19 protein-coding genes are annotated in these 23,340 nt (G+C 58.3%); 8 read left to right on the forward strand and 11 right to left on the reverse strand.

The genetic code is table 11. The features are described 5' to 3' along the window. Positions 1–134 precede the first annotated feature (134 nt). On the reverse strand, positions 135–542 hold the full coding sequence (locus tag V6L79_RS01590) for a S4 domain-containing protein (RefSeq protein ID WP_321834989.1): 408 nt from the start codon (positions 540–542) through the stop codon (positions 135–137). 235 nt (positions 543–777) lie between these two features. Here V6L79_RS01590 and V6L79_RS01595 point away from each other — a divergent pair, with 235 nt between their 5' ends. Together V6L79_RS01595 and rimK are read left to right on the forward strand one after the other, a co-directional pair. After that, entirely contained in the window at positions 778–1,260 is a 483-nt protein-coding gene (locus V6L79_RS01595; RefSeq protein WP_261740118.1) for an ATP-dependent zinc protease, read from the forward strand. Next, complete coding sequence (gene rimK / locus V6L79_RS01600; protein ID WP_016783140.1) at positions 1,257–2,162, forward strand: 30S ribosomal protein S6--L-glutamate ligase; 906 nt, start codon at positions 1,257–1,259, stop codon at positions 2,160–2,162. The genes V6L79_RS01595 and rimK overlap by 4 nt, the downstream gene beginning before the upstream one ends. A gap of 135 nt (positions 2,163–2,297) precedes the next feature. Here rimK and V6L79_RS01605 read toward each other — a convergent pair whose 3' ends face one another. Continuing rightward, positions 2,298–3,611, reverse strand: coding sequence for an ATP-binding protein (locus V6L79_RS01605; protein ID WP_261740119.1), 1,314 nt, complete (start codon positions 3,609–3,611; stop codon positions 2,298–2,300). Positions 3,612–3,725: 114 nt separating this feature from the next. Next, entirely contained in the window at positions 3,726–4,466 is a 741-nt protein-coding gene (ompR, locus tag V6L79_RS01610) for a two-component system response regulator OmpR (protein WP_261740120.1), read from the reverse strand. A 358-nt stretch (positions 4,467–4,824) separates the two neighbouring features. Here ompR and V6L79_RS01615 point away from each other — a divergent pair, with 358 nt between their 5' ends. The 4 genes from V6L79_RS01615 to V6L79_RS01630 all read left to right on the forward strand — a co-directional run bounded on the left by V6L79_RS01615 (position 4,825) and on the right by V6L79_RS01630 (position 9,941). Further along, entirely contained in the window at positions 4,825–7,146 is a 2,322-nt protein-coding gene (locus V6L79_RS01615; protein WP_261740121.1) for a Tex family protein, read from the forward strand. Then, positions 7,146–7,529, forward strand: coding sequence for a PaaI family thioesterase (locus V6L79_RS01620; RefSeq protein WP_261740122.1), 384 nt, complete (start codon positions 7,146–7,148; stop codon positions 7,527–7,529). The genes V6L79_RS01615 and V6L79_RS01620 overlap by 1 nt, the downstream gene beginning before the upstream one ends. A gap of 200 nt (positions 7,530–7,729) precedes the next feature. Then, positions 7,730–9,313, forward strand: coding sequence for a glutamate--cysteine ligase (gene gshA / locus V6L79_RS01625; protein ID WP_261740123.1), 1,584 nt, complete (start codon positions 7,730–7,732; stop codon positions 9,311–9,313). Positions 9,314–9,677: 364 nt separating this feature from the next. Further along, on the forward strand, positions 9,678–9,941 hold the full coding sequence (locus V6L79_RS01630; protein WP_338579726.1) for a DUF3077 domain-containing protein: 264 nt from the start codon (positions 9,678–9,680) through the stop codon (positions 9,939–9,941). A 92-nt stretch (positions 9,942–10,033) separates the two neighbouring features. On the opposite strand, the gene argA is transcribed toward V6L79_RS01630, so the two are convergent. Next, on the reverse strand, positions 10,034–11,332 hold the full coding sequence (gene argA / locus V6L79_RS01635; RefSeq protein ID WP_261740125.1) for an amino-acid N-acetyltransferase: 1,299 nt from the start codon (positions 11,330–11,332) through the stop codon (positions 10,034–10,036). A 133-nt stretch (positions 11,333–11,465) separates the two neighbouring features. Beyond that, complete coding sequence (gene argE, locus V6L79_RS01640) at positions 11,466–12,608, reverse strand: acetylornithine deacetylase (protein ID WP_338579727.1); 1,143 nt, start codon at positions 12,606–12,608, stop codon at positions 11,466–11,468. Between the two features lie 158 nt (positions 12,609–12,766). On the opposite strand from argE, the gene V6L79_RS01645 reads away from it, so the two are divergent. Then, positions 12,767–14,155 carry an inorganic triphosphatase gene (locus V6L79_RS01645; RefSeq protein ID WP_261740127.1) on the forward strand — a complete coding sequence of 463 codons (1,389 nt, stop codon included), beginning with the start codon at positions 12,767–12,769 and terminating at the stop codon, positions 14,153–14,155. 45 nt (positions 14,156–14,200) lie between these two features. On the opposite strand, the gene V6L79_RS01650 is transcribed toward V6L79_RS01645, so the two are convergent. The 4 genes from V6L79_RS01650 to V6L79_RS01665 form a co-directional block, all read right to left on the reverse strand. Beyond that, positions 14,201–14,770 carry a lipocalin family protein gene (locus V6L79_RS01650; protein ID WP_261740128.1) on the reverse strand — a complete coding sequence of 190 codons (570 nt, stop codon included), beginning with the start codon at positions 14,768–14,770 and terminating at the stop codon, positions 14,201–14,203. Between the two features lie 21 nt (positions 14,771–14,791). Continuing rightward, the gene (locus tag V6L79_RS01655) at positions 14,792–15,046 is read right to left on the reverse strand and encodes an outer membrane protein assembly factor BamE (protein ID WP_261740129.1); all 255 of its coding nucleotides are present in this window, start codon (positions 15,044–15,046) and stop codon (positions 14,792–14,794) included. A gap of 222 nt (positions 15,047–15,268) precedes the next feature. After that, the gene (locus V6L79_RS01660) at positions 15,269–16,279 is read right to left on the reverse strand and encodes a class 1 fructose-bisphosphatase (protein ID WP_261740130.1); all 1,011 of its coding nucleotides are present in this window, start codon (positions 16,277–16,279) and stop codon (positions 15,269–15,271) included. 242 nt (positions 16,280–16,521) lie between these two features. Then, positions 16,522–18,969 carry a glycogen/starch/alpha-glucan phosphorylase gene (locus V6L79_RS01665; RefSeq protein WP_321835000.1) on the reverse strand — a complete coding sequence of 816 codons (2,448 nt, stop codon included), beginning with the start codon at positions 18,967–18,969 and terminating at the stop codon, positions 16,522–16,524. A 265-nt stretch (positions 18,970–19,234) separates the two neighbouring features. Here V6L79_RS01665 and V6L79_RS01670 point away from each other — a divergent pair, with 265 nt between their 5' ends. Then, positions 19,235–19,672, forward strand: a complete 438-nt coding sequence (locus V6L79_RS01670) for a YkgJ family cysteine cluster protein (RefSeq protein ID WP_037031547.1) — start codon at positions 19,235–19,237, stop codon at positions 19,670–19,672. A 198-nt stretch (positions 19,673–19,870) separates the two neighbouring features. On the opposite strand, the gene typA is transcribed toward V6L79_RS01670, so the two are convergent. Both typA and thiI read right to left on the reverse strand, forming a co-directional pair. Continuing rightward, positions 19,871–21,694 (reverse strand): translational GTPase TypA, encoded by a 1,824-nt coding sequence (gene typA, locus V6L79_RS01675; RefSeq protein WP_261740132.1) that lies wholly within the window; start codon positions 21,692–21,694, stop codon positions 19,871–19,873. Positions 21,695–21,834: 140 nt separating this feature from the next. Further along, complete coding sequence (thiI, locus tag V6L79_RS01680; RefSeq protein ID WP_261740133.1) at positions 21,835–23,289, reverse strand: tRNA uracil 4-sulfurtransferase ThiI; 1,455 nt, start codon at positions 23,287–23,289, stop codon at positions 21,835–21,837. Positions 23,290–23,340: the final 51 nt, after the last annotated feature.

A 23,340-nucleotide genomic window follows, 5' to 3' on the forward strand; every position in this document is an offset into this window, starting at 1 on the left:
TCTGAATTGGTGACAAAATGTGTACGAGTCTTTCAATGTCGTGCAGGTCTGATGACCCTATATGGCGCCATGCATGGACTATTACAAGTTATGCACTCGCGGACTCGACGTACGGTTTGTGAGTATTGATCAGCTCACTCGGCACCACTGGCATCATGAAACTGGTGCAGTTGGCGCCTTTGTTTCTTGGTCGGCTTGCCATCGGTACTGATGCCCATGGCCCCGGATTTACGCATGGCAGCTGCTTTCTCGCGCTTGGCGATGCTTTGTTCGGTTTCGGCGTAGAGTAATTGAGCTTCCGGCGCGCCACGGCGCACGACTGACAGCGCTTTGACTTCCACAGTGCGTTCTTCAAGGCCTACACGTATTTGCAGTTCATCACCCAAGCGGGGCTCTTTGCTCGGTTTGCAGCGCTCACCACGGCAATGCACCTTGCCGCTTTCAATGGCCGCTTTGGCCAACGCACGGGTTTTGTAAAAACGCGCTGCCCAGAGCCACTTGTCCAGGCGAACCTTGTCGTCCTCTTCCTGCTTTTGTGCCACTGGAATTCCTCTTCACTGAAATAGTCAGAACTGTACTACTACTTGCGATGAACAACTGAAGCAATCGGCCCGATAGAATGCCTGCCTGCTGAACAGCGTACACGCAGATAACTGTCGCCATTTGCCGGATATTCTGCGTGAATACCGTTTGTAGACTGCCAAATCGGCATCGCCGATTGTTTTACCTGCAGGGTTCCTCCTGCGGCCTGAATACGTTAATCGCTGGTTACTTATATTGAAGACTTTTGATCACTTGACCGTTGTCGGTCTGCGCGAGTGGGTGGCGCTTCCCGATTTGGGAGTCGCGGGCCTGCGGGCGAAAATCGACACCGGTGCCAGTACCTCCAGCTTGCACGCCTCCGAAATCGAGCCATTTGTGCGCGACGGAGTCGAGTGGGTACGTTTCAATGCCCATTTGGGCACACTGGTACAACTGCGTCATCGCCGCTGTGAAGCTCCCTTGGTGGCCATTAAAACCATCAAAAGCTCCAACGGCCACACCCAGGTTCGCTATGTGATCCGCACCGGCCTGGCGCTGGGTGACCGGGTCTGGCAGGTCGAATTCACCCTCGCCTGCCGCAAATCGATGCGTTACCGCTTATTGCTGGGCTCAAAAGCCCTGATTGACGGCCAACTGGTCGTCAATCCTGAACATAAATATGTTCAAGACAAGCCGGTGTTCCCGGTCACTACTACCTCTGCCACAGGTGTTGCATGAAGATCGCTGTGCTGTCGCGTAACCCGCGTCTGTATTCCACTCGTCGTCTGGTTGAAGCCGGTACCGAACGAGGCCATGAAATGGTAGTGATCGATACCCTGCGCGCCTATATGAACATTGCCAGTCATAAGCCGCAGATTCACTATCGCGGCAAGCCGCTGGAAGGCTTCGATGCGGTGATTCCGCGCATTGGTGCGTCGGTTACATTCTACGGCTGCGCGGTACTGCGCCAGTTTGAAATGATGGGGGTTTTCCCGCTCAACGAATCGGTGGCGATTGCCCGTTCGCGGGACAAACTGCGCTCGCTGCAACTGCTGTCGCGGCGTGGCCTGGGTTTGCCGGTGACCGGCTTTGCCCACTCTCCGGATGATATTCCCGACCTGATCGAAATGGTCAACGGCGCGCCGCTGGTGATCAAAGTGCTGGAAGGCACCCAGGGTATTGGCGTGGTGCTGTGTGAAACCGCCACCGCCGCAGAGTCGGTGATTGAGGCCTTTATGGGGCTCAAGCAAAACATCATGGTGCAGGAATACATCAAGGAAGCCGGCGGTGCCGATATTCGTTGTTTCGTGGTCGGGGACAAGGTGATCGCGGCCATGAAACGTCAGGCCAAACCGGGCGAGTTCCGTTCCAACCTGCACCGTGGCGGCAGCGCCAGCCTGATCAAAATTACACCGGAAGAGCGCATGACCGCCATTCGTGCGGCCAAGGTCATGGGACTGAGCGTGGCAGGGGTCGATATCTTGCGCTCCAACCACGGCCCGCTGGTGCTGGAGGTCAACTCTTCACCTGGGCTGGAAGGCATTGAAACCACCACAGGCAAGGATGTGGCCGGGATCATCATTCAGCATCTGGAGAAAAACAGCAGCCCGCATATGACGCGGACCAAGGGCAAGGGTTAAGGACCTTTGTAGCCGCTGCCGCAGGCTGCGATGGGCAGCGGCAGCGGCAGCGGCAGCGGCTAGCGACCCCGCTTTTCATGTCAAAAGCGAAGGTCCTGCGGCCCTTATCGCAGCCTTCGGCAGCGGCTACAGGGCCTAAACCGCCCCTCTTGGCAACATCAGCCCCAGCGGCAGGCGTACACGAGCTTCCAGCCCGCCGCCGCTGCGGTTGCGCAATTCGACATTGCCGCCATGCATGGAGGCAATCCGCTTGACGATCGCCAGGCCCAGACCCGTACCTTTGCCGCCACGGGCACGGTCGCCGCGAATAAACGGATTGAAGATATCTTCAAGCTCCGAAGGGTCAATCCCCGCTCCCCTGTCCATCACGCTCAGTACCACGTACGGCGCGCTGACGTCTCCGGACACATAAGCCGCAACCTCAACGTCTTCGCCCGCATGGTGCAGAGCATTGCCGATCAGGTTGTTGAGCAGGCGTTTCATCGATACCCGGCGCAACGCAAACGGCTGGATCGGCTGCAAACGCAAGCGAACCTGCTCACCGTTCTGGTTGTAGGGCGCCACGACTTCGCGGATCAATTCACACAGGTCAACTTCTTCGACCGGCTCATCACGTCCATCACGGATGAAGGCCAGGAACTGATCGAGGATCGCATCCATGTCTTCGATGTCACGCACCATATCGTCCGAAAGATCGCTGTGGTTGCCCATCAGCTCCAGAGACAGACGCAAACGGGTCAGCGGGGTCCGCAGGTCATGGGACACGCCCGCAAGCATCAGCTCACGCTCACGGCCTGCCTGCTCGACGTCCTCAGCCATTTGATTGAAGGCACTGTAGACCTCGGTCATTTCGCTGGGCGTGTCACTAATGGGCAAGCGCACACTGCGCCCCTGCCCCAGCTGACGTGCCGCATACACCAGACGCTTGAGCGGCTGATTGAGCTGGCTGACGAAAATCCAGGCCGATGCAGTGGATAGCAAGCCAATCGCCAGGAACCAACCCAGCACATTCCAGATTTTCTGCCCGCGAAGCGGGTGCGGGTATAACGGCACTTTCAGCCAGCCTTCACCCAGGCTCGGGGCACGCACCCACAGCGCAGGAGACGTGTGCATCCGCAAGCGAACTTCGGTATCAGGCCCAAGCTCAGCCTGCATCTGACGTTGGTAGATTTCACTGTAGGGCCAGTGTTGCTCACCCTCGGGCACACCGCCGCCCACGACACGCACCAGATCGACGGCATCGATAATCTTGTTACGGTTTTCTTCATCAGCGGCCCAATAGGCGCGCAGGGTCAGTGCCACACCGTGGCTGTATTGGCGATCGACCAATACGTCCTCGTTCATGAGCAGATAAACCAGCGTCAGGGCCTTGGAAAACAGAACGACAATCAGGACGAGCCAGAGAGTGCGCGAGAAAAAACTTTGGGGAAACCAGAGAGGGGTTTTCATAGACAGCCGCTTTTACACTTTGCAGGAACGAGCCCTGAGACCCGCAAAAAAAGTATCGCGAGCCGATCAGGTCCCCGAAGGGCACCTGCATGGCTCGCTCCTACAAATGAGCGATTACTTGGTCGCATTACCATCGGGCACGAACACATAACCTACGCCCCAGACGGTCTGGATATAACGCGGTTTGGACGGGTCCGGCTCGATCATGCGACGCAAACGGGAAATCTGGACGTCGATTGAACGCTCCAGCGCATCCCACTCACGACCACGGGCCAGGTTCATCAGCTTGTCGCGGGTCAATGGTTCACGAGCATGCATGACCAGGGCTTTAAGCACTGCAAACTCACCCGTGGTGAGCATGTGAACTTCATCGCCACGCTTAAGCTCGCGAGTCGCCAGGGACAGTTCGTAATCACCGAACGTCACGCTTTCGTCTTCGCTGCCCGGCGCACCCGGCACCGGAGCCGCTTGGCGGCGCAGCACGGCACGCACCCGCGCCATCAGCTCATCGGGGTTGAACGGTTTGGCCAGGTAATCGTCGGCGCCCAGTTCCAGGCCCTTGATACGGCTCAGCTCGTCGCCCTTGGCGGTCAGCATGATGATTGGCACCCGATTGCCTGCTGCACGCAGACGACGGCAGGCTGACAAGCCGTCTTCGCCAGGCAGCATCAAATCCAGTACCACCAGGTTAAATACCTCACGAGCCAGCAAACGATCCATTTGCTCGACGTTCGGCACAGCACGGGCGCGATAGCCCTTGCTGACGAAGAAACGTTCCAGCAGGCTGCTCAGCCCAGGATCGTCATCAACGATGAGAATTTTTTCGCCTTCAGCCGTTTGTGCAATGCTGCTCATTAGATGCTCCTGTGATCTCGGCGCGCATTATGGCTTAGCCGCTGTGATACGCATGGTGTGCATTGTTAGCAGATTTTTCCTGCATAAACAGCAGACCCGTCAATGAGGCCGTAGCGCGCAGTGCCCTGAATCCGGGAACGCTGGTTATAATGCGCCGCCTTTTGTGTCAGGCAACCACGAATTTTCAAAGGTTGTGGCAGGATTTATTTTTTCAGCGCCTGCCGTAATTTGCTGATTTCACGGGTCAACAGGCTGCCCTTTTGGCCCAGGTAGCGGCGCCCTCCGGGCCGCTCAACCAGCCTCGCAAGCCTTCAAGCCCGGGCCTGCGAGCCTGCATCACAATTTGTCAGGTGGTTTTATGGACAGCATCAACAGCCGCATCGCCGAAGAACTTGGCGTGCGCCCGCAGCAGGTCGAAGCGGCCGTCGCTCTTCTGGATGAAGGCTCCACCGTGCCCTTCATCTCTCGCTACCGCAAGGAAGTGACCGGCAGCCTGGATGACACCCAATTACGTCATCTGGAAGAACGCCTGCGCTATCTGCGCGAACTCGACGAACGGCGTCTGAGCATCCTCGCCAGCATCGAAGAACAAGGCAAGCTGACCCCGGAACTGGCCCGCGACATCAAACTCGCCGAGACCAAAACCCGCCTCGAAGACTTGTACCTGCCGTACAAGCAAAAGCGCCGCACCAAGGGCCAGATCGCCCTGGAAGCAGGCCTGGGCGAACTGGCAGATGGCCTGTTCAACGACCCGACACTCAATCCCGAAACCGAAGCGGCCCGTTTTGTCGACACTGAAAAAGGTGTGGCAGACGTCAAGGCAGCCCTCGATGGCGCCAAGTACATCCTCATGGAGCGCTTCGCAGAAGACGCCAGCTTGTTGGATAAACTGCGCAGCTTCCTCAAGCACGAAGCCATCCTCAGCGCCCGCGTGATTGCTGGCAAAGAAGAGGAAGGCGCCAAGTTCCGCGACTACTTCGAACACGACGAGCCGCTCAAAAGCATGCCGTCGCACCGTGCTCTGGCGATTTTCCGGGGCCGCAACGAAGGTATCCTCAGCTCGTCGCTCAAAGTCGGTGAAGAATTGCCCGGCACACTGCACCCCGGCGAGATGATGATTGCCCAGCGCTTCGGCCTGGAAAATCAAAATCGCCCGGCGGACAAATGGTTGGGCGAAGTGGTGCGCTGGACCTGGAAGGTCAAGCTCTATACCCACCTCGAAACCGACTTGCTGGGTGAGCTGCGCGACGGTGCCGAAACCGAAGCGATCAACGTATTCGCCCACAACCTGCACGACCTGCTGCTGGCTGCACCTGCTGGCCCGCGCGCCACCCTGGGTCTGGACCCGGGCCTGCGTACCGGCTGCAAAATTGCCGTGGTCGATGCCACCGGCAAGCTGCTGGAATACGCCACCGTGTACCCCCACGTGCCGCACAACAAATGGGACCAGACCATCTCGGTCATGGCCGCCCTGTGCGCCAAGCACTCGGTGGAGCTGATTGCCATCGGCAACGGTACTGCCAGCCGCGAAAGCGACAAGCTGGTCATCGATCTGATGAAGAAATACCCGGCCTTGAAAGTCACCAAGGTGATGGTCTCTGAAGCTGGCGCTTCGGTGTACTCGGCCTCGGAACTGGCGGCCAAGGAATTCCCGGATCTGGACGTTTCGATCCGTGGCGCAGTGTCGATTGCCCGCCGCCTGCAAGATCCACTGGCAGAACTGGTGAAAATCGATCCAAAGTCCATCGGTGTCGGCCAGTACCAGCACGACGTGTCCCAGCTCAAGCTGGCTCGCGGCCTGGACGCTGTGGTTGAAGACTGTGTAAACGCCGTGGGCGTGGATGTGAACACCGCCTCCGTGGCGCTGCTGGCACGTATTTCGGGCCTTAATGCCACGCTGGCACAAAATATCGTCAGCCATCGCGACGAAAACGGCGCGTTCAAAACCCGTGCGGCGTTGAAAAAAGTCAGCCGCCTGGGCGAAAAAACCTTCGAGCAAGCGGCAGGTTTCTTGCGCGTCATGAATGGCGACAACCCATTGGACAGCTCGGCGGTTCACCCCGAGGCCTACCCGCTGGTCAAGCGCATTGCTTCGGATACCGAGCGTGACATTCGCTCGCTGATCGGCGACGCCAGCTTCCTCAAGCGCCTTGATCCGAAGAAGTTCACCGACGAAACCTTCGGCCTGCCGACGGTCACCGACATTCTGCAAGAGCTGGAAAAACCAGGCCGCGACCCGCGTCCTGAGTTCAAGACCGCCGAGTTCCAGGAAGGCGTCGAAGACCTCAAGGACCTGCAACTGGGGATGATTCTGGAAGGTGTGGTGACCAACGTGACCAACTTTGGTGCTTTCGTCGATATCGGCGTGCATCAGGACGGTCTGGTGCACATCTCGGCCTTGTCCGAGAAGTTCATCAAGGACCCGCGTGAAGCCGTGAAAGCCGGTGACGTGGTCAAGGTCAAGGTCATGGAAATCGACATCCCGCGCAAACGCGTAGGCCTGTCGATGCGCATGAGCGACACCCCCGGCGAAAAAATCGACGGTGCTCGCGGTGCACGCCCGGGTTCCGCCCCGCGCCAGCAAAACACAGCACCACGCAAGGAAACGGTTGCCGCAGCGCCGAGCAATAATGCGATGGCCTCGCTGTTTGCCAACGCTAAACAGCTGAAGAAACGCTAATGGCGCTCCCGGATGGTCTGACCCAAAGCGCTTTCAGCGAGTTGATCGGTTGCCGCGTGCAGTCGCTGGAAGACGGCGTGGCGCATGTGGCGCTGAGCCTGGAGCCGCAACTGCGCAACCGGGGCGGCAAGCTGCACGGTGGCGTGTTGTTCAGCCTGGTGGATATCAGCATGGGGCTGGCGTGCTCCAGCGCCCATGGTTTTGATCAGCAGAGCGTGACCATCGAGTGCAAAATCAACTACATCCGCGCGGTGTCTGAAGGCGATGTGCTATGCATCGCCAAGGTCATTCACCCGGGGCGACGCACTCTGGTCGTCGAAGCAGAGGTGTTGCAGGGCGACAAACTGGTCGCAAAAGCACAAGGCACGTTCGCTGTCCTGTAGCCGCCGCTGGGTCATTTGAGTTAATTTCGGCATTGCTAACGCGGTGCCGAAATGCGCTTGGAGCGCTCAGGGGCCGAAACAGGGACGGGGCCAAAGCACTATCAATAAAAGCCAGGCGACCACGCCGGTTTCAACTTCACCCTTGTAGACCGTCCTGACCACCCCCATATTGGGGCGACTGACGCGTGAAGGAATCCAACTTGAGCCAACTTCTCAACCGCCGCCTGGCTCTGCTCAGCGAGCGCGCTAACCTCACTCTGCTTGAGCAATGCCTGCACGGCATCGAGCGCGAATGCTTGCGCGTCACAGCCGATGCACGCCTGGCGCAGACCCCGCACCCAGAAGAACTGGGCTCGGCCCTGACCAACGATCAGATCACCACCGACTATTCCGAGTCGCTGCTGGAGTTCATCACCCCAGCCCTGCCCGACCCGGCAGACACCCTGGCCAGCCTCGACAAGATTCACCGTTTTGCCTACAGCAAGCTCGGCAACGAGTACCTGTGGAGCCCTTCGATGCCGTGTCCGTTGCCGGCCGAAGAAGACATCCCGATTGCCTACTACGGCACGTCCAATATCGGACAGCTCAAGTACGTGTACCGCAAGGGCCTGGCCCTGCGTTACGGCAAGACCATGCAATGCATCGCCGGCATTCACTACAACTTCTCCCTGCCCGAGGCCCTGTGGCCTGTACTGATGCAGGCTGAAGGCTTTGTCGGCACCGAGCGCGATTACCAATCGAACGCCTACATCGCCCTGATCCGTAACTTCCGTCGTTACAGCTGGCTGCTGATGTACCTGTTCGGCGCCTCGCCTGCACTGGATGCCGGTTTCTTGCGCGGCCGTTCGCACCAGCTTGAACAGCTGGACGCCGACACCCTCTACCTGCCGTACGCCACCAGCCTGCGCATGAGCGACCTGGGTTACCAGAGCAACGCCCAGGCCGGCCTGACGCCGTGCTACAACAACCTCGACAGCTACACCGACAGCCTGCGTAAAGCAGTGGCCACGCCTTACGCGCCCTATGTTGAAATCGGCACGCACAAGGATGGCGAATGGGTACAGCTGAACACCAACATCCTGCAAATCGAAAACGAGTACTACTCCAACATCCGCCCCAAGCGCGTGACCTACACCGGCGAACGGCCGATTCAGGCCCTCGTGGCGCGTGGCGTGCAGTACGTAGAAGTGCGCTTGCTCGATATCAACCCGTTCCTGCCGGTGGGCATCGACCTGCCTGAAGCGCGTTTTCTGGACGCCTTCCTGCTGTATTGCGCGCTGCAAGACAGCCCGCAGTTCGACAGCACGGCCTGTGGCAATTGTTCTTCGAACTTCCTCAGCGTGGTCAAGGAAGGTCGCCGTCCGGGCCTGCAATTGCAGCGTGACGGTGCAGCAATCGACATGAAGGAGTGGGCGGCAGAGCTGCTGGAAAAAATCGCTCCGCTGGCTGCCCTGCTCGATCAGAGCCACGGTGGCGACACCCACAGCAAAGCGCTCGACGAACAGTTGGCCAAGATCCAGGACGTGTCACTGACGCCGTCTGCCCGTGTGCTGGCCAGCATGGCCGAGCACAAGGAAAGCTTCGCCCAATTCTCGATGCGCCAGAGCCTGGCCCATGCCGAGTACTTCCGCAGCGAGCCACTGAGTGCTGAAGATCAGGCCGCGTTCGAAGAGAAAGCACGCAAGTCACTGCTCGAACAAGCCGAGACCGAACAAACGGAAGAAGGCGACTTTGACCTGTTTGTAGCGTCGTATCAGGCAAGTATTTTGGCGATCAGTAACTAAAAAACCCCTCACCCTAGCCCTCTCCCGAAGGGAGAGGGGACTGATCAGTGGTGTTCGTGCGAGCGAGCGCAGTCAGTTCCTACGCCCACTGAGGCAATGGACGGCTTCCGCGTTTTGAAGGGAGGCGTACTGTGCGTTGTCACTGAAAAAAACAGTGGCCGGGCCTGGAAACCCGGGTAACAATAATCGCCTTAATGCCATCAATCCCTGTGATTGTTGGCGTTTTTATATGTTATGGCGGCTGTGCGCGGGAGGTCCTCGGACTTGCCGGGTTCCTATTGTCCCGGTTTCCAGCCTGCGTACAGCTGCCACCTTCGCCTGGAAACGAAAGTGACAGCTCTTAATTACTATAGGAGCGCACTAAATGGCTGATAACACCCCAATCAAAACCCTCGGCACCGTCACCTTCGGCCCTTGCGGCCAGGACAACCACGAACTGTTTCGCGTCAACTCCGATATACCGCTGCGCCAAGCGCTGGAGCAGGTGTCGGCGTTGCTCTATTGCGCAAAAAAGCTGGCACTGGATGCCGCGCTGGATAAAGACTGCCAGCCCCATGCCTGGGCTTCGCATTACTTGTGCGACATGGGCAAGGCGGTGCTTGATGATGTGTGTTTGCGGGAGTTCTGACGGGGTTTGCTGAGCCCTGTGGGAGCGAGCCTGCTCGCGAAAGTCATCGCGAGCAGGCTCGCTCCCACAGTTGAATTGTTCCTCGTCAGCGGTTACAGCGTTTTTTCAAAGATCTTCGAGTTACGCTGGTAGTTGTACAGCGACGCTCGAGCCGCCGGCAGACGCTCTACACCGCTCGGCACAAACCCGCGCTCACGGAACCAGTGGGCAGTGCGTGTGGTTAATACAAACAGGGTTTTCAAGCCCTGAGCCCGCGCACGGTTTTCGATGCGTTCGAGCAGCTCATCGCCACGGCGACCATGACGGTACTCCGGGTTCACCGCCAGGCACGCCAGCTCCCCCGCATCCGACTCGGCAATCTGATACAGCGCCGCACAGGCGATGATCATGCCTTCACGTTCAACCACGCTGAACTGTTCGATCTCGCGCTCCAGTACTTCACGCGAGCGACGTACCAAAATGCCCTGTTCTTCCAGCGGGCTGATCAGCTCAAGCAAGCCACCAACGTCTTCAATCGCCGCCTCCCGCGTAACTTCAAATTGCTCTTGCGCCACCAGCGTACCGCCACCGTTACGGGTGAACAGCTCTGTGAGCAACGCGCCATCTTCGGCATAGCTGACGATATGGCTGCGGGCTACACCGCCGCTGCAAGCCTCAGCGGCAGCTTCCAGCAGTTCGGCCTGGTAGTCGCTGCCCAGACGCTTCATGTGCGCTGGCACTTGCTGTGGGCGCAACTCGCGCACCAACCGTCCCTCTGCGTCGAGCAAGCCCGATTCGGCGCCGAACAGCAGCAGTTTGTCAGCCGCCAGATCAATGGCGGCGCGGGTGGCGACGTCTTCGCAGGCCAAGTTGAAAATCTCGCCGGTCGGCGAGTAACCCAAGGGCGACAGCAGCACAATCGAGCGCTCATCGAGCAGGCGGTTGATACCCTTGCGGTCGACCCGGCGCACTTCGCCGGTGTGGTGAAAGTCGACGCCATCAAGCACGCCAATCGGCCGCGCAGTAACCAGATTGCCGCTCGCCACCCGCAGGCGCGAGCCCTGCATCGGCGAGGAGGCCATGTCCATCGACAAGCGCGCTTCAATCGCAATGCGCAACTGGCCCACGGCGTCGATTACGCACTCCAGGGTTGTCGCGTCGGTGACGCGCATGCCGTTGTGGTAATTGGGCACCAAGCCACGGGCTTCAAGGCGGCCATCGATTTGCGGGCGCGAACCGTGAACCAGCACCAAACGCACGCCCAGGCTGTGCAACAGCACCAGGTCGTGGACGATATTGCCAAAGTTGGGGTGCGCCACGCCGTCGCCGGGGAGCATGACGACAAAGGTGCAGTCGCGGTGGGCATTGATGTAGGGAGATGCGTGACGAAGCCAGTTAACGTAATCGTGCATAACCAGAGCCTGTAAAAATTAAGTCGCCTAAAGAGGGCAAAAACAGCAAACGCACAGCGGGCTGGTGGTTATCGTCGAAACATTGTTGGCAACACGCGCGCTCTCCTTGTGTGCAGGGCAAAGGGTATTTTCGCTATTTCAGGCAATAGTGTTCGATCAGTTGAGTCAGTAGACGCACTGTCGGCTGCAAACGTGACATTTCCAGGTGTTCACCCGGTTGATGCGCGCAAGTGATATCACCCGGGCCCAGCACGATGGTTTCGCAGCCAAGTTGCTGAAGATAAGGCGCTTCGGTGCCAAACGCTACTGCTTGCGCACGATACCCGGTGAGTCGCTCGGCAACCCGCACCAACTCGGCATCCGCGTCCTGTTCGAACGGCGGCACGCCGGCAGCAATGGGCGCGAAATCGATCTTCACTTGATGGCGTTCAGCCAAGGGCTGCAGCTTGCTGCGAATAATGGCCCGCAGCGCGTTGGGGTCCATGCCCGGCAGTGGCCGCAGGTCGAACTCCAGTGAGCACTGGCCGCAAATCCGGTTCGGGTTGTCGCCACCATGAATGCAGCCAAAGTTCAGGGTCGGCTGAGGCACGCTGAACTGCGGATTACGGTATTCGTTGAGCCACTGCTGGCGCAGCCCCTTAAGTTCGCTGATCGCGTCGTGCATGGCCTCCAGCGCGCTGTGGCCAAGGCTTGGGTCGGATGAGTGGCCGCTTTGCCCAAGAATCTCGATGCGTTCCATCATCACGCCTTTGTGCATGCGGATCGGCTTGAGCCCTGTCGGCTCACCAATCACTGCGGCGCGGCCTAGCGGGCGACCGGCTTCGACCAAAGCTCTGGCCCCGGCCATCGAGGTTTCTTCGTCGCACGTTGCCAGAATCAGCAGTGGCTGCTTGAAGGGCTGATCGAGCAATGGGCGTACGGCTTCGATCACCAGCGCGAAAAAACCCTTCATGTCGCAGCTGCCCAAGCCCACCCAGCGGTTATCGACTTCGGTCAGTTTGAGCGGATCGGTCTGCCACAGTGCTTCATCGTAGGGCACGGTGTCGCTGTGCCCTGCCAGCACCAGCCCGCCGGGGCCGCTGCCAAAGGTTGCGAGCAGGTTGAATTTGCCTGGGCTGACCTGTTGGATATCGCAGTTGAAGCCCAGCTCGGCGAGCCAGGTCGCCAGCAAATCGATCACGCCACGATTGGATTGATCCAAGTGGGGCTGGGTGCAACTGACCGACGGCATGCCGATCAAAGCCGCGAACTGCTCTTTCATGGAAGGTAAAGGCATGCGCTGACTTCCTGTTGGCGGGGCGAGGCCCATCATAGAGCCATCTGCGCCGCAGAATAAACCCATGCGCGGCGTCAGGGCGGCGAGTCCTGTACACTGCACGGCCTTGGCAGCCACACTTTTTCCCGGCTGCGCAACCGTTCCTGGATTTTCCGGCCATGCAAAAAGAAACCGAAATCAAACTGCGCGTCAGCCGCGAAACCCTCGCCGCCTTGCGCGAGCACCCTTTGCTGAAAAAGCGCAACAAAAGTGGCTGGGAAAGCCGTGAGTTGTTGAACCAGTACTTCGACACGCCTGAGCGCGACCTGGCCAAGGCCAAGGTTGCCCTGCGCCTGCGCCGCGATGGCGAAGAAGTGATCCAGACCCTCAAGACCCGCGGCCAAAGCATCGCTGGCCTGTCTGAGCGCAACGAATACGACTGGAACCTGCCTAAAGCCAAGCTCGACGTCAAAAAACTCGACGGCGAATGCTGGCCTGAAGAGTTGGCCGAGCTGGACAAGAAAACCCTCAAGCCTATCTTCACCACTGATTTCGTACGCGAACGCGCTGAAATCTCCTGGGGTCGCGGCAAGGCCAAAGTGGTAATTGAAGCCGCTCTGGACCTGGGCCATGTGATTGCTGGCAAGCAGAAAGAAGAAATCTGCGAACTGGAACTCGAACTGCGCGAAGGCGAGCCGTCTGCCCTGTTGGAGCTGGCCGCAGAGCTGGCCGAGAAGCTGGCCCTGATGCCATGTGACATCAGCAAGGCCGAGCGCGGCTATCGCCTGTTCGACGCCAACAGCTACGCCGTTAACCTGCCAGCTCCCGAGCTGACACCCGAAACGCCGCTGGACGATGCCTTCGCCGCACTGGCCTGGCACTTGCTGGGCAACAGCCAGCGTCTGGCCGAGCAGTATCGTTTCAATGGCCACTGGCGCTTGCTGCAAGACTGGGTTCAGCAGTTGATTGATCTGCGCGCGCTGGTCAGCAGCCTCGGTCAAGCCGCTCCACGCCAATCCACCAGCACCCTGCGCGCTGCGCTGGACGCCCTGCTGGAAGACTGGCGCCCGCTGGTACAGATCGGTCAGGACGACGAAGACGTGCGTAAAGCCGCACCCGAGCAGTTCCTGGAAGAGCTGGAAGACCCGCGCTGGGGCCAGTTCTCGCTGAGCACCTCGCGCTGGTTGATGGACCGCAGCTGGACTGTCGATCGCGGCACCACCCGTGGCAACCGCCAGGGCGCTGCACAGCTGCACAGCTGGTTGCCGCGCTTGCTGTCGGATGAGGCAATTGCCTTGCGTCTGAATCGCTACCAGCAGCAACCTGAAGACCTGGCCGAGCAACTGCCGCGCATCGAGCGCATTCAGGCATGGCTGCGTCTGGCGCGTAACGTGCTGGAAATTCCGGAACTGGACCGTTTGTACGGCGAGATGAACAAGCTGCAGGAATTGGCCAACTTGCCAATCACTGACGACGCGGAGCACAACGACGAATTGCTCAACGCTCGCAAGCAGCAAGCCATCGCCGTGTACCAGAACCGCGCGTGGAAGACCCTGCTGCGCGCCTAAGCGCCCAGCCAACACCCCCTGGCGCTTGCCGGGGGGTGCCTTCGCTTATTCCGTGCCTTTGGGCATGTCTGCATCCGGCGTTCGCCAAATCAAACGTGTGGTGTCGTAGCCCTGTTGCTGAGCCTTGCTGAGCAGCTCATCGCGGGTTTGCTGATCAACCTGCGGCTTGCGCGACAACAGCCACAAATAGCGTCGGTCGGGGTTGCCCACCAGCGCCGTGCTGTAGTCGTCGCCCACGTACAACACCCAATAGTCACCCTTGGTCACACCCGGCAGCAAGGTCGAAACCCAGTTGTCGAACTCGACCCACAGTTTGTCGGTTTTGCCCTCCACCTGCGGGGTTGCTGTGCCATTGGCCTGCTCCCACTTGCCTTGCGCGGTCAGGCAGCGGTTCAGTACCGCCACGTCGCCGTCAGGTTTCAAGCTGTAGTGGGCCTCGGACTGCGCGCAGTTACGCTGGAAGAACATCGGCAAGCGTGCCTGTTCGTACCAGGTTCCCTGATATCGCTTGAGGTCGACATTTTCGACCGTTTTCGGTGCCAGAGAATCGCTGCTGGACCCGGCGCACCCGGCCAGCAACACGGCGGCCCCAAGACTGATTAAAAGACGTTTCATTGCAAACGCTCCTGACCTGCCTTACTTCAAGCCCTGCCCCGAGAACATCAACACTTTGTCACCGGCATATTGCACGCTGATAAAACTGTTTTTATCGCCCCAGGTACAGCTCGACATCCCCAGTGCGCCCGAGCAATCGGTTGGGCTGCCCAGCAGTTTTTCAACCTCGGCCTTGGGCATGCCGGTCGACAGTTTCGAGTAATTTTGCTGATTGACCTTGCTGCAAGCGGCCAGCAATACACAGAACGACAACAACGCCAAAGTACGCAATTTCATGAAAAGCTCCTGCATGGGAAGGGCGGCATGGCTGCCTGATGCAAGCTTAGAAGAGAAAAGCGCGAGCGGGTTCCCGAAGGGAGAAAGGATTTGTTTGGCGGGGTCGGACGAGGATTCTGTAGCCGCTGGCGAAGGATGCGATAAGGGCCGCAGGCCCTTCAAGCACAAGCGTTGCTGCGCAGCCCATCGCAGGCTGCGGCAGCGGCTACAGTGTTATGCGTTTTACTCTTTGTGGTAAGCGGTAATGCGCGACACTTCTTCTTTCGAACCCAGGTACACCGCTACGCGCTGGTGCAGGCCTTCAGGCTGGATGTCGAGAATACGCTGATGACCGTCCGTGGACGCGCCGCCCGCCTGTTCCACGAGGAACGACATCGGGTTGGCTTCGTACATCAGGCGCAGCTTGCCCGGCTTGGACGGCTCGCGGCTGTCGCGCGGGTACATGAACAGGCCACCGCGGGTCAGGATGCGGTGTACGTCTGCAACCATGGCCGCAACCCAGCGCATGTTGAAGTTCTTTTCCAGCGGGCCATCTTCGCCAGCCAGCAATTCGCCAACGTAGCGCTGTACCGGAGCTTCCCAGTGACGCTGGTTGGACATGTTGATTGCAAATTCCTGGGTGGTTTCAGGAATGGTGATGTCTTCGTGGGTCAGTACGAAGCTGCCCATTTCACGGTCCAGGGTGAAGCCCTTAACGCCGTCGCCCAGGGTCAGTACCAGCATGGTCTGAGGACCGTAGATGGCATAACCGGCAGCTACCTGCTGGGTGCCTGGCTGCAGGAAGGCCTTTTCATTCAAAGGCTCGTTCTGAGTCAGGTATTCGTTCGGGCAACGCAGTACCGAAAAGATCGTACCCACCGGCGCGTTGATGTCGATGTTCGACGAGCCGTCCAGCGGGTCGAATACCAGCAGGTAGGCACCTTTCGGGTATTTGCCCGGGATCTGGTAGGCGTTGTCCATTTCTTCGGACGCCATACCGGCCAGGTGACCGCCCCATTCGTTGGCTTCGAGCAGGATCTCGTTGGAAATTACATCGAGCTTCTTCTGCACTTCACCTTGTACGTTTTCGGTGCCCATGCTGCCCAGAACACCACCCAAGGCGCCTTTGGACACGGCGTGGCTGATCTCTTTGCAAGCACGCGCCACCACTTCGATGAGGAAACGCAAATCAGCAGGCGTGTTGTTGCTGCGGGTCTGCTCAATCAAATAGCGACTCAGGGTAACGCGGGACATGTAAGGCTCCGAACAATGGGGAGGGGGCGAAAAACCCGCGCAGTTTAACGCGAGTTGCGGTGCAAATCTTCTAATCAGACTCAGAACCGACAGAGCGAGTTCTGCTGAAACCTTAAATCAACCGTAAAACCTGTATCCGCTGCCGCAGGCTGCGATAAGTCCCGCAGGGGCTTCGCTCTTGAAAACACGGGCCCTGCGGTCTCGATCGCAGCCTTCGGCAGCGGCTACAAAGGCCGCGCAACCTACAACGCTTTCCAGATATCAGTCGCGTACTCACGAATGGTCCGGTCCGATGAGAACCAGCCCATGCGCGCCGTGTTCAACACGGCTTTACGCCACCACTGATCCTTGTCCTGCCACAGATGCTCCACGCGCATCTGCGCATCCCAGTAAGCATCAAAATCGGCGCAGACCAGGAAGCGGTCGTAATCAATCAAAGAATCCACCAGCCCGGTGTAACGCGCCGGGTCATCGTGGGAAAACACCCCACCACGAATAGCCTGCAGCACATCATTGAGTCGATGCGAAGCAGCCACATCCGGGGCCGCATGGAACTCGCCATTGCGCTTGCGCGCTTCAACCTGCTGCGAACTGAGGCCGAAGATGAACATGTTGTCCTCGCCGACCCGCTCGCACATCTCGACATTGGCTCCGTCCATCGTACCGATGGTCAGCGCACCGTTAAGGCCAAACTTCATGTTGCTGGTGCCGGACGCTTCGTAGCCTGCGGTGGATATCTGCTCGGACAAATCCGCCGCCGGAATGATGCTCTCGGCCAGGCTGACGTTGTAGTTAGGGATAAACACCACCTTGAGCAGACCGCGCACGGTGGGGTCGTTATTCACGGTACGGGCGATGTCATTGGCCAGCTTGATGATGAGTTTGGCCTGCTCATAGCTGGCCGCCGCCTTGCCGGCAAAAATCTTCACCCGCGGCACCCATTGATTGCCTGGCTCCGCCCGAATCGCCTGATACAGCGCCACGGTGTGCATCAAGTTGAGCAATTGGCGCTTGTACTCGTGAATCCGTTTGACCTGCACATCGAACATCGCCTCAGGATTGACCACGATGCCCAGACGCTCATAAATCAGCGCCGCCAGGGTGCATTTGCTTTGCAGGCGCTGTTCGGCGAAGCGCTTGCGAAAATCGGCGCGCTCGGCGAAAGGCTCCAGTTTGATCAGTTTGTGCTCGGTCTCATCGAGCACATCGACCCCCAGCGCATCCACCAGCATCGCGGTCAACGGCGGGTTGGCCTGGAACAGCCAGCGGCGGAAGGTAACGCCGTTGGTCTTGTTGTTGATCCGGTTCGGGTAGAGTTTGTGCAGCTCGGCAAACACGGTGCTGCGCATCAACTGCGTGTGCAACCCGGAGACCCCGTTGACGCTGTGAGACCCCAAAAATGCCAGGTTACCCATGCGCACCCGGCGGCCGTGATCCTCTTCAATCAGCGATACCGCGCGCAGCACGTCAAAATCATGAATGCCCTTGGCCCGTAGCGCATCGATATGGTGCGCATTAATCAGGTAAATGATCTGCATGTGACGCGGCAACAGGCGCTCCATCAAGCCAACGGGCCAGGTTTCGAGCGCTTCGGGCAGCAGTGTGTGGTTGGTGTACGACAAGGTATCGACGGTCACTTGCCACGCCGCATGCCACTCGATGCCGTGTTCGTCGACCAGAATGCGCATCAACTCCGCCACCGCAATCGATGGGTGGGTGTCATTGAGCTGGATCGACACGTGCTCGGCCAGGTTCAGCAGCGTTTCATGGACGTGCAGGTGGCGGCGCAGCAAGTCTTGCAACGAGGCCGAAACAAAGAAGTACTCCTGGCGCAGGCGCAGCTCTTGCCCCGCTTCGTTGCCATCAGCCGGGTACAGAACACGCGAGATACTTTCAGCACGCACCACTTCGGCCACCGCACCCAAATGGTCACCCGCGTTGAAGCGCCCAAGGTTCAAGTCGTGCAGCGCCCTCGCCCGCCACAGGCGCAACGTGTTGACACTGGCCCCGCGCCAACCCACGACGGGCGTGTCATAGGCAATGGCGCGCACCGTCTCGCCTGGCCACCAGATTTGCCGTAACTGGCCCTGATCATCCTGTTTGGTTTCAACCGAGCCGCCAAAGCCGACCGAATACAGCACTTCGGCGCGCTCGAACTCCCAAGGGTTGCCGAAGTCGAGCCAGTTTTCGGTTTGTTCCTGCTGCCAGCCGTCGACGATGCTCTGGCGAAACAACCCGTGCTCATAGCGAATGCCATAGCCGTGGGCGGCAATGCCCAGGGTCGACATGCTTTCCATAAAGCAGGCCGCCAATCGACCCAGGCCGCCGTTACCGAGCGCCGCATCCGGCTCCAGCAGGCGGATGCGCTCCAGATCAACCCCCAGCTCGGTGAGAGCCTCGCGGGCCACCTCCAGCAGCCCCAGATTGCTCAGGCTGTCGTACAACAAGCGACCGATGAGGAATTCCAGCGACAGGTAGTACACCCGCTTCTGATCCTTGCGATAAATCTGTCGCGTGTGGTCCATCCAGTGCTCGACCATATGGTCGCGGGCGGCCAGAGCAATAGCTTCAAACCAGTCATGGTCAAACGCGTGTTCCGGGTCCTTACCCACCGCGTAAGTCAGCTTGGCTACTACAGCGGCACGGAAAGCCGCCACCTGTGCGTCACGAACAAGCGGTTCCTGGGGCATCGATACAACCTCAATCGAGATGGGACGATTTGAAGAACGAGTGGTGTCAGCCTAGACGCTTCAACACAAACAAAATGCTTTGTTTCGGGCTTTTTTGAACAGTTTATTTAAAAAAACTGACGAAGTGAGCGATGCCCCAAAACGAGGCGCAAACGCAGTTGAACGCTTTAAAACATGGCCCTGATCGAAAAACCGGCAAATGGTTGTTCACTCATTCGCCAACCCCGGTATGATCGCGCGCCCTGATGCACGCTGGAATACAAGCCTGATGAAGTCCAACCTGATCGCCGCCGCGGAAATCGACCGTCTCGATACCTGGGCCAAATACTCCGCGCCCATGTGCGGCTCCTGCATTTCCAGCTGCTGCACGTTGCCGGTCGAGGTCAAGATCAAAGACCTGATCCGCATCGGCATCGTTGACGAGTTCGAGATGGGCGATCCGCCGAAGAACATCGCCAAGCGCCTGCAAAAAGAAGGGATCGTGGAGCGCTTCAATCAGAAGTCCGGGATTTTCACCCTGCAGCGCATGAGCAATAACGACTGCCTGTACCTGGATCGCAAGTCGCGCATGTGCACCATCTACGAAATCCGCCCGGACACCTGCCGCAACCACCCTAGAGTGGGCCCGCGTCCAGGGTATTGCGCCTACGTGCCCAAAGCTGTCGAGCGCAAGAACAGCAGCGAAAAGTTGATGGTGTTTTAAAACAGATCGTGTAGCCCCTGCCGCAGGCTGCGATGGGCTGCGAAGCGGCCCTGCTGTTTTGATGAAAAGCCAAGGTCCTTCGGACCTTATCGCAGCCTTCGGCAGCGGCTACAGAGTTCAGATATCAAGAAACACAGGCACAAAAAAACGCCCCCGACCGCAAGGTCGGGGGCGTTTTTTTACGGCTAACTAAATAACTTAGTTGTTACCGGATTTTTTCGCAGCGCGGGTACGCTCGCTTTCGCCCAGGATCTTCTTACGAAGACGGATGGACTTAGGCGTTACTTCGCACAGTTCATCTTCTTGTACGAATTCCAGAGCTTGCTCCAGAGTGAAGCGGATAGGCGGAACCAAAGCGATGGTTTCGTCTTTACCCGAAGCACGCATGTTGTCGAGCTTCTTGCCTTTGGTTGGGTTAACGCCCAGGTCGTTGTCGCGGCTGTTGATGCCGACGATTTGACCTTCGTACACGTCTTCACCGTGACCCAGGAACAGTTTGCCGCGAGCTTGCAGGGTTTCCAGCGAGTAAGTCAGAGCCTTACCGGTAGCAACCGAAACCAGAACGCCGTTCTGACGGCCGGACATGTCGCCCGACTTCATCACGTCGTAACGGTCGAAGATCGAGGTCAGGATGCCAGCGCCCGAAGTCAGAGTCAGGAACTCGTTACGGAAACCGATCAGGCCACGTGCAGGGATGTTGTATTCAAGACGAACACGGCCCTTGCCATCCGGAACCATGTTGGTCAGATCGCCTTTACGGATACCGATCTGTTCCATGATTGCGCCCTGCGATTCTTCTGGCAGGTCGATGGTTACGTTTTCGTACGGTTCGTGCTTAACGCCGTCAACCATGCGGATGATTACTTCCGGACGACCAACACCCATTTCGAAGCCTTCGCGACGCATGGTTTCGATCAGTACCGACAAGTGCAGCTCACCACGGCCAGACACTTTGAACTTGTCAGCGGTGTCGCCTTCTTCAACGCGCAGAGCAACGTTGTACAGCAGTTCTTTGTCCAGACGCTCTTTGATGTTACGGCTGGTTACGAACTTGCCTTCACGGCCGCAGAACGGCGAGTCGTTAACCTGGAAGGTCATCGAAACGGTTGGTTCGTCAACGGTCAGCGGCTTCATCGCTTCAACATTCAGTGGGTCGCACAGAGTGTCGGAGATGAACAGCTGGTCGAAGCCGCTGATGCAGACGATGTCGCCTGCCGAAGCTTCTTCAACGTCGATACGGTGCAGACCGTGGTGACCCATCAGCTTCAGGATACGACCGTTACGGCGCTTGCCGTCAGCATCGATAGCCACAACCTGGGTGTTAGGCTTGACGCGACCACGAGCGATACGGCCAACACCGATAATGCCCAGGAAGCTGTTGTAGTCCAGTGCCGAGATTTGCATCTGGAACGGACCGTCACGGTCAACTTGTGGTGCTGGTACGTGGTCAACAATGGCCTGGTACAGCGGGGTCATGTCTTCAGCCATGTCGGTGTGTTCCAGACCGGCAATGCCGTTCAGGGCCGAGGCGTAAACCACTTTGAAGTCCAGCTGTTCTTCGGTAGCACCCAGGTTGTCGAACAGGTCGAAGATCTGATCCAGAACCCAGTCCGGACGCGCGCCTGGACGGTCAACCTTGTTGATTACCACGATTGGACGCAGGCCGGCTTCGAAAGCCTTCTTGGTCACAAAACGGGTTTGCGGCATAGGGCCGTCTTGAGCGTCAACCAGCAGCAGAACGGAGTCAACCATCGACATTACGCGTTCAACTTCGCCGCCGAAGTCGGCGTGGCCCGGGGTATCCACGATGTTGATGTGGTAGCCGTTCCAGTTGATAGCGGTGTTCTTGGCAAGAATGGTAATGCCGCGCTCTTTTTCCTGGTCGTTGGAGTCCATCACGCGCTCGTCGTTGAGCTCGTTGCGCTCCAGAGTGCCGGATTGACGCAAGAGTTTGTCTACCAGAGTAGTTTTACCGTGGTCAACGTGAGCAATGATGGCGATGTTACGTAGATTTTCGATCACTTGTGTATCTCGATCAGAGGATTCGGTGTGCTGACTGAGTCCAGGCAGCGATTAACAGTAGAGTCCGTGCAAGCCGTTACAGCTTGACGGTGGCGTCGGGGGGCCGGTGACGCAGGCCACAGGCATACAGCCCCGGGCTCTTAGCTCGGTCGATAAACGCGCACATTGGCATGTCCCTCACTGAGCAAATGGTGAGCATGCAGGCGACTCATCACGCCTTTGTCGCAATACAACAGGTACTGACGGGTGTCATCCAGTTCCTTGAAGCGGCTGTTCAGTGCATAGAACGGCAACGCTTGTACTTCGATGCCAGCCAGTTCCAGCGGTTGATCTTCCTGAGCATCCGGGTGACGGATGTCGATCACGATCTGGCCCGCCAGCACTTCGCTGACTTCTTCGACTTGCAAGTCCTGGCCCAATTCATCGATTACCCGATCAATCGGCACCAGTTTGGCCTGCTCAAGCGCTCGCTCAAGCACGGCCATATCGAACTGTTGTTCTTCGTACTCCACGCGGTTGCGTTTGGCGTGGGTCTTGGGGTTAACCGAAATAACCCCGCAGTATTCAGGCATGTGCTTGGCAAAATCGGCCGTACCGATTTCAACCGCCTGATCAATGATGTCCTGCTTGTGGCTCGCAATCAGCGGGCGCAGCACCAATTTGTCAGTAGCCGAGTCAATCAGCGACAAGTTGGGCAGCGTCTGACTGGAAACCTGGGAAATCGCTTCACCGGTCACCAGTACTTCGATGTCGAGCCGCTCAGCGATACGGGTCGCTGCGCGCAACATCATACGCTTCAAAATGACACCCATATGACTGTTATCGACTTTGCCGAGAATTTCGCCCAAAACCTCTTCGAACGGAACGCTGACAAACAGCACTCGCTGCGAGCTGCCGTACTTCTTCCATATATAGTGCGCGACTTCCATCACGCCCAGTTCGTGGGCACGCCCGCCGAGGTTGAAGAAGCAAAAGTGGCTCATCAGGCCGCGACGCATGATCTGGTAGGCCGCAACTGTGGAGTCGAAGCCACCGGACATCAACACCAGGGTCTGTTCAAGAGAGCCCAGCGGGAAGCCGCCAATGCTGTCGTGCTGGCTGTGAATCACAAACAACCGTTGGTCGCGAATTTCGAAGCGGACTTCAATTTCCGGCTTTTTCAGATCAATTCCAGCCGCCCCACACTCACGACGCAGCTTGCTGCCGACGTATTTCTCGATTTCCATCGAGGTAAATGGGTGCTTGCCACCGCGTTTGCAACGTACGGAAAAGATCTTGCCTGCCAGCGCATCGCCGAAGTGCATTTTGCACTTTTCAACGACGTCATCGAAGTCGCCCAAAGGGTACTCGTCGACTTGCAGGAAATGCGCGATGCCCGGCATGCAGCTCAGGCGCTCGGTCATGTCTTTCAAGGCTTTAGGGTCACTTACGCGCGTTTGCAGCTCGATGTTGTCCCACACGCCCGTCACCACCACAGCCGGGTCCAGATCGCGGAGCACAGTACGGATGTTTTTAGCTAATTGACGGACGAAACGCATCCGAACCGGACGGCTCTTGATAGTGATTTCGGGGAAGACTTTAACGATTAGTTTCATGAAAACAGCGCGCGAGCAGCCTGCCAAAAAAGGGGGGCGCGGATTATAGCG

It is taken from the genome of Pseudomonas sp. ML2-2023-6 (genome assembly GCF_037055265.1).
In the GTDB taxonomy this organism is placed as follows: domain Bacteria; phylum Pseudomonadota; class Gammaproteobacteria; order Pseudomonadales; family Pseudomonadaceae; genus Aquipseudomonas; species Aquipseudomonas kulmbachensis.

What these genes read in the sequence shown, in the direction of transcription:
- rimK (WP_016783140.1), top strand. Translation starts at nt 1,257, where the DNA reads ATGAAGATCGCTGTGCTGTCGCGTAACCCGCGTCTGTATTCCACTCGT.
- V6L79_RS01605 (WP_261740119.1), bottom strand. Translation starts at nt 3,611, where the DNA reads ATGAAAACCCCTCTCTGGTTTCCCCAAAGTTTTTTCTCGCGCACTCTC.
- ompR (WP_261740120.1), bottom strand. Translation starts at nt 4,466, where the DNA reads ATGAGCAGCATTGCACAAACGGCTGAAGGCGAAAAAATTCTCATCGTT.
- V6L79_RS01615 (WP_261740121.1), top strand. Translation starts at nt 4,825, where the DNA reads ATGGACAGCATCAACAGCCGCATCGCCGAAGAACTTGGCGTGCGCCCG.
- V6L79_RS01620 (WP_261740122.1), top strand. Translation starts at nt 7,146, where the DNA reads ATGGCGCTCCCGGATGGTCTGACCCAAAGCGCTTTCAGCGAGTTGATC.
- V6L79_RS01630 (WP_338579726.1), top strand. Translation starts at nt 9,678, where the DNA reads ATGGCTGATAACACCCCAATCAAAACCCTCGGCACCGTCACCTTCGGC.
- argA (WP_261740125.1), bottom strand. Translation starts at nt 11,332, where the DNA reads ATGCACGATTACGTTAACTGGCTTCGTCACGCATCTCCCTACATCAAT.
- argE (WP_338579727.1), bottom strand. Translation starts at nt 12,608, where the DNA reads ATGCCTTTACCTTCCATGAAAGAGCAGTTCGCGGCTTTGATCGGCATG.
- V6L79_RS01645 (WP_261740127.1), top strand. Translation starts at nt 12,767, where the DNA reads ATGCAAAAAGAAACCGAAATCAAACTGCGCGTCAGCCGCGAAACCCTC.
- V6L79_RS01650 (WP_261740128.1), bottom strand. Translation starts at nt 14,770, where the DNA reads ATGAAACGTCTTTTAATCAGTCTTGGGGCCGCCGTGTTGCTGGCCGGG.
- V6L79_RS01655 (WP_261740129.1), bottom strand. Translation starts at nt 15,046, where the DNA reads ATGAAATTGCGTACTTTGGCGTTGTTGTCGTTCTGTGTATTGCTGGCC.
- V6L79_RS01660 (WP_261740130.1), bottom strand. Translation starts at nt 16,279, where the DNA reads ATGTCCCGCGTTACCCTGAGTCGCTATTTGATTGAGCAGACCCGCAGC.
- V6L79_RS01665 (WP_321835000.1), bottom strand. Translation starts at nt 18,969, where the DNA reads ATGCCCCAGGAACCGCTTGTTCGTGACGCACAGGTGGCGGCTTTCCGT.
- thiI (WP_261740133.1), bottom strand. Translation starts at nt 23,289, where the DNA reads ATGAAACTAATCGTTAAAGTCTTCCCCGAAATCACTATCAAGAGCCGT.